The sequence below is a fragment of the Streptomyces longispororuber genome (genome assembly GCF_024448165.1).
GTDB lineage: Bacteria > Actinomycetota > Actinomycetes > Streptomycetales > Streptomycetaceae > Streptomyces > Streptomyces longispororuber_A.
Genome location: NZ_JAMOLN010000309.1, coordinates 1 through 8,665, shown reverse-complemented (window position 1 = coordinate 8,665; position 8,665 = coordinate 1). Strand labels below are relative to the sequence as shown.

The window sequence follows — 8,665 nt, the reverse complement described above, 5'->3', positions numbered from 1 at the left end:
CGCAGGCGCGGGAAGGGTGAGCCACCGGGGTTGCGTGGTGCTGCCCGGTACCTGCGGTTGCCGCGGGGCGAACGGGCCGTCGTGGGGGGAGTCGTTGCGCTGCATAGGTGTGGGGGTCCTGGACTGAGGGCTCTGGAGCGACGATGCGAGGGACTGAGAGGGACTGAGAGGGGCACAGGGGACAGGGGCGCGGAAGCGCACCGAGCCGCTTCTCGGCACCGCCCATCGTGGCGCCGCGACCGGGCCCGTGCACTTCCCGGTCCCGGCAGTCGTTGCGCTTCTTCGGTGCCGTACTCCGTCCTGCCGGTGGTGTCACTGGCCGGGCGGTGCCGCGTGCCGCGCCCGGTTCGGGTCGGTGGCCCGCGTGATGGCGTTCTCGATCGCGGCCGCCCGGTCGGCGAGGAGGCCGAGGGCGGCGACGGCGCGGGCCGCCGGGTCGCCGTCGGCCGCACCGAGGGCCTGGTGACGTATGTACGCGGCCTTCAGCTCGGTCCAGCGGTCGCCCTGCTCGGGCGTGAGGGTGGCGCGCAGTTCGGCCAGTTTGAGCAGGTTCGCCTCGGTGCCGGTGGTGAGGGTCTGGGCCTCGGCGCGGTAGTGGTCGTCGATGACGGCGTCGCGCTCCGCGTCGTCCATGGCCGGGTCGAGCCGTTGGGTGATCTTGTTCATGTTGCGGTAGGAGCCCTGGAGCCGGAAGGGCGGCTCGGTGCGGGTCGCGTCGGTCTGGGCGGCGGAAGCGATGTAGGCGGCGTTGACGGCCAGGACGGTGTCGCGGGCTGCGAGGAGATGCCGCAGGAGTGTCGTCACGCGCGTCAACTCTCCTGCGCTGTACGGGTGTTGGAGGGTGTCCGCGCGGGCGGCCGGGTGGTCGGCGGCGAGTCCGACCAGGGTCTCCAGGTCGTGTCGCGTGCGGCCGGCGAGCGGGGCGAGGTCGGGGTGGGAGGTGAGGGCGTTCTCGACGAAGCTGAGTGCGAACGCGTCCTGCTTGCCGGTCAGGACGTCGCCCAGGTTCCACACGTCGGCCCGGTTGGCCAGCATGTCGGGTACGCGGAAGCGGGCCCCGGACTCGGTGTAGGGGTTGCCCGCCATGCACACCGCGAAGCGCTTGCCGCGCAGGTCGAACGTGCGCGGGCGCCCGTCGACGACGCCGTCGATGCGGCGGGTGGCGTCGCACAGCGGGATGAACCGCTGGAGGAACTCCGGTGAGGTGTGCTGGATGTCGTCGAGGTAGAGGAGGGTGTTGTTGCCCGCGGCCAGCGCGAAGTTGACCTTCTCCACCTCACGGCGGGACGTCGCGTCGGGGGCCTGCGCCGGGTCCAGGGAGGTCACCTGGTGGCCGAGCGCCGGGCCGTCGACCTTGACCAGGAGCAGGCCGAGGCGTTGCGCGACGTACTCCATGAGCGTCGTCTTGCCGTAGCCGGGCGGGGAGACGAGCAGCAGCAGGCCGCCGGTGTCGGGGCGGCGGGACTCGCCGGCGGTACCGATCTGGCGGGCCAGGCTGTCGCCGACGAGGGGCAGGTACACCTCGTCGACGAGTCGGCCGCGGACGAAGGACGACAGGGCGCGGGGCCGGAGTTCGTCGAGGCGCAGCCGTTCGCGTTCGGTGGCCATGAAGGCGGTGCGGCGGCATTGGTAGGCGCGGTAGCCCGGTGCCCGGACGGTGCGGAACTCGTGGGTGCGGGCGAGGAGTTCGTCGATGCGGACGGTGAGCGTGCCGTCGCGGGCGATGCGCGGATGAGAGCCGAGGAGCCCTTCCACGGTGGCGGAGACGTCGGCGGTGTGCGGGTACCGGGGCAGGTGGGGGCAGAGTTCGGCGGCGACGGCCTCGGCCAGGTCGCCGTCGTCCAGGTCCTGGCCGCTGGAGGTGGCGTAGGCGGTGAGCCAGGCGTGGGTGAGCTGGCGGCGGGCGGCCGGGTCGTCGTGGAGGGCGGCGAGTCCGTCCGCGTACGCCGAACTACCGGTGCTGTGCCGGAACTTGTCGAGGAAGGCGCGGGTGGTTTCGGGCAGGACGAAGCCGTCGGGGCCGGTGGTCAGCTCTTCGAAGAGGTAGGCGGCGGCCGGGCCGCCGATCGGCATCCCGTCGTCGGCGGTGCCCGCGATGGCGGCGGCGAGTTCCGCCTCCAGGTCGGCGATGGCCGGGGCGAGGCCGTACGTGTCGCGGGCGCGGGCCAGCGACACGGCGCGCGCCGACCAGGCGTGCCGCGCGGCGTCGGTGGTGCCGTGCGTCCAGAAGACCTGGGCGGCGGCGCGGGCGGCCGGCTGGTGGCGCAGGACCCCGGCTTCCGCGTGCAGCCGGAGGAGGGCGGTGAGGATGAGGGTGGCGTCGTGGTCGTGGACGCCGCGTTCGTGGCCTTCGTCGTACGCGTCCTGCGCGGCCCGGCGTACGAGGTCCGCCAGGTCGTCGGCGGCGGCGAGCGCGGTCGTGCCGTGGTCGGTGAGGAGGCGGGCGGCGAGGTGCTCGCCCCGGTAGACGTCCGGCGTCTCCGAGGGCAGGTGCTGGTTCCAGTAGGGCCGGGTGTCGGCGAACGCGGGGTCGGTCACCGGGGAGCGGTAGTCGGTGCCGGTGAGCGCGCAGGCGAGTCCGTCGCCGTCCGGGACCAGGGTCAGGTCGAGGGACTGGGTGTTGACGGCGAAGCGGTGGCCGCCGAGCCGGATCGTGGTGCCGTCCGCGTCGTACAGGTCCGCGCGGTCGCGCAGTGCGCGGGTGGCTTCCTGGCGGGCGGCGGTCAGGCGGGCGGCCAGATCCTCGGCCCGTACCTGTTCGCCGAGTCCGCGCAGCTCGTCGGCGACGGAGCGGACCTTGGCGACCATCGCGTCGGACGTGAAGAAGACGGCGACGGCGTCCGCGTCGGGCAGGGTGCGGGCGCGCCGCGCGACGGTGTCGAGGACACGTCCCGCGGAGGCGGCGAGTTGCTCGGTGCGGCGTGCGCGGGCGTCGGCGAGGGTCTGCTTGCGGCTTGCCAGCGCCTCGGTGATCTCGGCCTGGCGGATGTCGAGCTGCGCCAGGAAGTCGTCGTGCTCGGCGAACCGTGACTGCAGGTTCTCCAGGTGCACGAGCAGCCGCGCGAGCTGTTCGTCGCAGGCGTCGGGGGTGTCGGCGGCGGCGAGCGCCCCGGCGACCTGCTGTCCGAGCAGCGCCGTCTCCGCGGCGAAGGAGGCGCGTCCCTCCTGGTCCCGCAGTTCGCGGCGGCGGGCGTCGAGGAGGGCGCGGACCCGGTTGACGGCGCCCAGGGGTTCGGCGATGCGCTCCAGGACGGCCGTGCGCACGGTGGTGTCGGCGATGTCGAGGGCGCCGACGACGTCGGTCACCGTGCGCAGCCCGTCGGCGAGCTCGTCGAGCCGGGCGGCGACGTCATCAGCCTGTGCCGTAGACGTCAACTCCGCGCAGTCGGATGCCAGTTGTCCGGCGGTCGCGAGCTGTTCACTGAAGGCGGCGTCCTGGGCCAGGAAGGTGACGGCACGCTGCCCGAAGCGGTCGAGGTCGGCGGCCGCCTCCGCGGCGAGTGCGTCGATCCGCTCGACGTCGGCATATCGCACGTCCTTGAGCGTCAGCACGTGCCCCTGCGCGTGCCGGAGTTCGGTGAGCCCTGCCACCCACTCCCCCGCGCCTCGCGGCCGTTCTCCGCGCAGCCGCCGCACCACTGCGGTGATCCGCGCGGCGGCCTCGTCCAGCTGCCGGGCGGCCTGCTCGGTGAGTTCGCGTACGGTGGCGAACTCGGTCACGATCTGCTCGGCGGTGGCCCGCATCCGTTCCAAGGGGACGCCCGGCTCGCCGAGTTCGGGGTCGAGCAGCCACGGGTGCGAGTCGCGTGCCCGGACGCATCCGGCGAGGAGTTCCGCATAGCCCTCGCTGGTGGGCGTGGCAGTCGTGGCGGCCCGGGCGAGGGTCAGGCAGGTGGAGATGGCGCGGACGAGGTCGGCGTTGCCGACGCGGGCGAGGGCCCCCTCGGCGACCGGCTGGGCGGCGGCGTACGTGTCGCTCACGAAGGGGGACACGTACCGCTGGACGGGGTGGACGCGGCCGGGCCCGTCGCCGTGGTCCGACCGGAGCAGGAGCAGGGTGCCGTCGTCGAAGAGGGCGTGGCCGTGGCAGGTGAGCGGGGCGACGACCTCCTTGCGGATCACGTTGTACGGCAGCAGGAGGGTCCGCCCTGCGGCGCGGGCGTGGAAGACGTACAGCACGTCCTCGCCGTTGGGCGAGCGGACGGTGCGCTCGTACGCGAGACCGGTGGTGTCGACGGCGTCGAACGTCTTGTGCTCCCCCGAGCTCAGGCAGTACCCGCCGGGGAAGACGACGCCCTGCTCGTCGGGGAGGATGCGGCAGCCCTGTCCGATGCCGTCGAGCCGGACGACGTCGTGGGTGAGGGTGCCGTAGACGAGGTAGCGGTCGGCGCGCTCCTTGTAGGGGCGCACCCGCAGCAGGATCAGGGCGCCCACGCGCGCGTAGGCGACGTCGGCGTCCGCGAGGGACTGGAGGGGCTCGTCGACGGGTTCGCTGTGGACGCCCTCGGCGGTCTCGGTGTCGTCCTCGGTCTTGACGGTGAGGCTGCCGCCGACCGTGGAGACGTAGATCTCGCCGTCGATGCCGATGTGCGGGTGGCGGCCGAGGACGTGGTCGGCGCGGGTGGTCGGGGTCCAGTCGACGGCCCGGTCGGGTTCGGTGAGGTGGTCGCGTTCGCCGCGGGCGTCCAGGAACCGGGCGCTGCCGTCGACGGCGAGGGCCCAGCGCAGCACGCGGATGTCGCCGGTCTTGTCGCCGGTCTGGAACACGGCGAGCAATGTGCCGCCCTTCAGGCGGAGTTGCCGTAGGCGGGCGTCGGCGTAGTAGCGGTGCAGGGCGGCGAACTCGCGGACGAAGCCGGGGTCGTCGAGGAGCCCGGGGACGGCGTTGTCGGGCGCCGGGATGAGGTCGCGGTCGTAGAGGGCGAACACCTCGTCGACGCGGCTGCGCGGCGCCCCGTCCGCGGCGGCGGTGGCGTATCCGATCAGGAGGTGTCCGCCGACGGCGGCCAGGTCGCTCGGCACGCAGGGCAGCTCGGTGCGCAGCCGTTCGGATCCGGCGAGATCCAGCCGCGCCGAGGCGAACTCCTCGACGCGGCGGGCGTTCAACTCATCCGCTCTGTGGGCGAGTTCGGCGGCCTGCTGGGCGAGCCGGTCGCGCAGGACGTCGTACGTGCCCGCGTCCAGACCCGTTTCCATGTGCGGGATCCCTCTCCTACTGGTAGGTGCGGCGCAAGTTCGTGGCCGGGGCTCCCGACCCCCGTGCGGGGCCCCGGCCGGTCCGGTGTGCTCAGCCGTGCGCGGTGCCGTTCAGCCCGGCCAGCGGCAGGTCGGCCAGGCCCAGCTGGCCCGCCTTGTCGAGGAGTTCACGGAGCTGTCCCGACTGCGCGCCGGCGCCGCCGTTCATGAGCTTCATCAGCAGCGCGGACACGGTGAGGTTCTGTACGTCGGAGGAGGAGACGGAGCCGAGGATCTTCGCCAGGTCCTCGGTGAAGTCCGCCGTGCCGTCCAGCCAGGGGCCGGCGAGTGCCTGGGCGGTCTGCGAGTTCTGCACGAAGCCGTCGACGCCCTTGCCGAGCGCGATGGACGACACCAGGCGGTCGAAGAAGACGGACTCTCCGCCGACGATGTTGATGTCGGCGTTCTCCAGGCCGGTCGCGAGGACCGTGGCCTGCGCCTCGGCGACCTGCCGCTGCACGTCGATCCCGGCGAGCCGGATCTCCTTCTCGGCCTGCAGCCGCAGCCGGTACTCCTCGTGTCCGCGCGACGCCTCGTCCAGGGCGGCCATCGCGACGGCCTTCTGGTTGATGCCCTCGGCCTCCGCCTTGAGCTTCTCGCCGATCGCGGTCGCCTCGGCCAGGGCCTTGGCCCGGGCACCCTCGGCCTCCGCGCGCAGTCGCGCCTCGGTGGCCTCGGCCTCCGCGCGACCGGCCTTCTCGATGACCTCGGCCTCCTTGTCGCGCACCTGCACGTCGGCCAGGCCCGGCGCGGCCGACTCGGCCTGGATGCCGGCGGCGAGCTTCAGCTTCGCCTGCGCCTGCATGTCGGCCGCCTTCAACTCGGCTTCGGCCAGCGTGAGTTGTTCGGCCGCCAGGTGAGTCGCGGCCTGCTCGGCGGCCTCCGCGGCCTTGATGTCCTTGACGAGCTTCTCCTGCGCCTGCGCCTCCGCCGCGATGATGACGGCCTGCCGGCCGCGCTCGGCCTCCTCGACCGCGCGCAGCTTCTTGATGGACTCCTCCTGCTCGGCGACCGTCCGGTCCACGGCGACGCGCTCGCGCACGACCTCGGCGATCTCCCGCTTCTCCGCCTCGACCTCCTTGTCGGCGGCGATCTTCGTGAGCTGGGTCTCCCGCTCCCGCGCGATCACTTCGAGCAGCCGGTCCTTCTCGATCCGCTCGTTCTCGACCGCGATGACGCGCTCGCGGTTCTTCTGCGCGACGGCGACCTCGCGGGCCTGGTTCTCGCGCTGCACGCCCAGCTTCTCCTCGGTGGCCAGGAACGCGCCCTGCGCCCGCAGCCGCTCCTCCTCCACCACCCGCGCCGTCTCGGCCTCCTCACGGGCCCGTACGGTGTCGATCTCGCGCTTCTGCTTGATCTCGGCGTCGGCCTGCCGGCGCTCCAGCTCCAGGATCGTCTCGCGGGCGTCGACGTTCTGCCGGGTGATCTCCTTCTCCTCGGTGCGCTGGAACTCGTTCGTGCGCACGTGCTCGATGGCCGTCAGCTCGGTGATCTTGCGGATGCCCTGGGCGTCCAGGACGTTGTGCGGGTCGAGCTGGGACAGCGGCGTCTGCTCCAGGTAGTCGATCGCCGCGTCCTCCAGGTGGTAGCCGCTCAGGTCGACGCCGATGACCTCGATGATCCGGTACCGCAGCTCCTCGCGCTTGGTGTACAGGTCGGTGAAGTCCAGTTGCTTGCCGACCGTCTTGAGCGCCTCGGAGAACTTCGCGTGGAACAGCTCCTGCAACGTCTTCTGGTCACTGGCCCGCTGGGTGCCGACGGCCTGCGCCACCTTGATGACGTCCGCGACGGTGTTGTTGACCTTGACGAAGAACGAGATGCGGATGTCCGCGCGGATGTTGTCCCTGCAGATCAGTCCGTCCCGCCCGGTCCGGGTGATCTCGATGGCCTTCACCGAGATGTCCATCACCTCGGCCTTGTGCAGCACCGGCAGCACGATCTGCCCGGTGAAGGTCACGTCGACCTTGCGCATCCTCGACACGATCAGCGCCTTGCCCTGCTCCACCTTCCGGAACAACCGGGTGAAGACGAGCACCAGCACGACGACGAGCAGGAGGACGGCGACGACGGACACGCCGAGGCCCACAGTGGTGGCATCCATGGTGAAATCCTTCGGATCCAGGGGCTGTTACCACCCCGGTGAAGAGGAAGGTGTAGCGGCGGCAGGGGAGGCCGGGAGCCGGCTCGCCCCGCTCGGGGAGGGCACTAGCCGGGGCGGCGCTCCGCCAGGCCGGGTTCGTCCGGCGCGTCACGTTCGCCGGGCCAGGGGTGGCGGCACACCCCGCGCAGCGCACGCGCCGCGCCCCAGCCGATGGCCAACGAGGCCGCGAGCAGTACCAGTTCGAGGGCGGCACGCAACAGTCCGCCGAGTCCGGCCTCGGCACGCTCGATCAGCAGCTGCCCGACGGTGCTCGCCAGCCATCCGACGACGACTACCCGGGACACCGCGCTGGCGACGGGCACCCCGTCGAGGCCCACGGCCCGCAGGTCGACGTCCCTGTCGAAGGCCTCGGCGTCCGCCACTCGGCACACGACGAGCCCCCAGAAGGCGACGACGGCTCCGAATGCGGCGCTGAACAGGGCCGCGGGAAACGCGCTCGCGGCGGCGAGGAGTTCCCCCATTCCCGCCCCCTATGTCAGCGCACCTCGGCTCCACCCTGGTACCGGGCCACGCTTCCGGAGCCCGGCACCAGGGCTTGGCCCCCGTTTCTGCCACGTCGATCCTGACGCACTCTTAGCGCCTCGCGCATTGCCGGGTACCGGCAATCTTTATGCCGTGTTGATGCCGGTCGCGCCACGCCCTCCCGAAGTACGGCAATGCGCGAGGCCGACTTCACCGGCGCCCGCCTCGAAGAAGCCACGCTCACCGATGTCGACCTGTCCGGCGCCCAGTTGCACAGCGCCAACTTCATACGCTGCGAAGTACAGGGAAGCGACCTGTCCTCCCTGGACCCGCTCACCGTCCAATGGGGACAGGCCACCATCAGCCTCGAACAGGCCGCGGTGCTCATGACGGCCATGGGGGTCAACGTCGTCTGACGGGCCGGTTCAGGGAACGAAGGCGTGTTCGGTGAACCGGCCGCAGGAGCGGAATCCCAGGCGGCGGTAGACGGGCTCACCGTCGGCTGACGCCTGCAGGACCGCGATGCGGTGGTCCCCGTCGCGGGCCGCACGGAGGGCCGCGAGCGTCATGGCACCGCCGTAGCCACGCCGGCGGTGGGCGGCCAGGGTCGAGATGTTGTAGACACCGGCGACTCCGGCGTGAAGGAACACTTCGGCGGAACAGACGGGACGCTCGTCCACATAGCCGACCAGGTACCGGGCCGGGCAGTGCGCGGCCAGTGCCGACGGGGCGGCCCGGGCGAAGAAGCGGCGGACGGTGTCGGCGGGCGGGTCCCAGTTCGCGGCGAGCACCGTGGCGTAGTCGGCG

At 72.2% G+C, this 8,665-nt stretch carries 5 protein-coding genes; 1 reads left to right on the top strand and 4 read right to left on the bottom strand.

Annotated features, from left to right (window positions below; all coding sequences use genetic code 11):
• Positions 1–312: 312 nt before the first annotated feature.
• The 3 genes from M4J07_RS44775 to M4J07_RS44765 form a co-directional block, all read right to left on the bottom strand.
• Positions 313–5,196 (bottom strand): DNA repair ATPase, encoded by a 4,884-nt coding sequence (locus tag M4J07_RS44775; protein WP_255982541.1) that lies wholly within the window; start codon positions 5,194–5,196, stop codon positions 313–315.
• A gap of 91 nt (positions 5,197–5,287) precedes the next feature.
• Positions 5,288–7,336, bottom strand: a complete 2,049-nt coding sequence (locus M4J07_RS44770) for a flotillin family protein (RefSeq protein ID WP_255982539.1) — start codon at positions 7,334–7,336, stop codon at positions 5,288–5,290.
• Positions 7,337–7,440: 104 nt separating this feature from the next.
• The gene (locus tag M4J07_RS44765) at positions 7,441–7,857 is read right to left on the bottom strand and encodes a hypothetical protein (RefSeq protein ID WP_255982537.1); all 417 of its coding nucleotides are present in this window, start codon (positions 7,855–7,857) and stop codon (positions 7,441–7,443) included.
• 195 nt (positions 7,858–8,052) lie between these two features.
• Here M4J07_RS44765 and M4J07_RS44760 point away from each other — a divergent pair, with 195 nt between their 5' ends.
• A complete protein-coding gene (locus M4J07_RS44760) occupies positions 8,053–8,274 on the top strand; it encodes a pentapeptide repeat-containing protein (RefSeq protein WP_255982534.1) in 222 nt (73 codons plus the stop codon).
• Positions 8,275–8,283: 9 nt separating this feature from the next.
• On the opposite strand, the gene M4J07_RS44755 is transcribed toward M4J07_RS44760, so the two are convergent.
• On the bottom strand, positions 8,284–8,665 hold a 382-nt coding region (locus M4J07_RS44755), incomplete at its 5' end, for a GNAT family N-acetyltransferase (protein WP_255982532.1).

Bases quoted from the DNA above. Each gene is read 5' to 3' on its own strand.
- M4J07_RS44775 (WP_255982541.1), bottom strand. From the start codon at position 5,196: ATGGAAACGGGTCTGGACGCGGGCACGTACGACGTCCTGCGCGACCGG.
- M4J07_RS44770 (WP_255982539.1), bottom strand. From the start codon at position 7,336: ATGGATGCCACCACTGTGGGCCTCGGCGTGTCCGTCGTCGCCGTCCTC.
- M4J07_RS44765 (WP_255982537.1), bottom strand. From the start codon at position 7,857: ATGGGGGAACTCCTCGCCGCCGCGAGCGCGTTTCCCGCGGCCCTGTTC.
- M4J07_RS44760 (WP_255982534.1), top strand. From the start codon at position 8,053: ATGCGCGAGGCCGACTTCACCGGCGCCCGCCTCGAAGAAGCCACGCTC.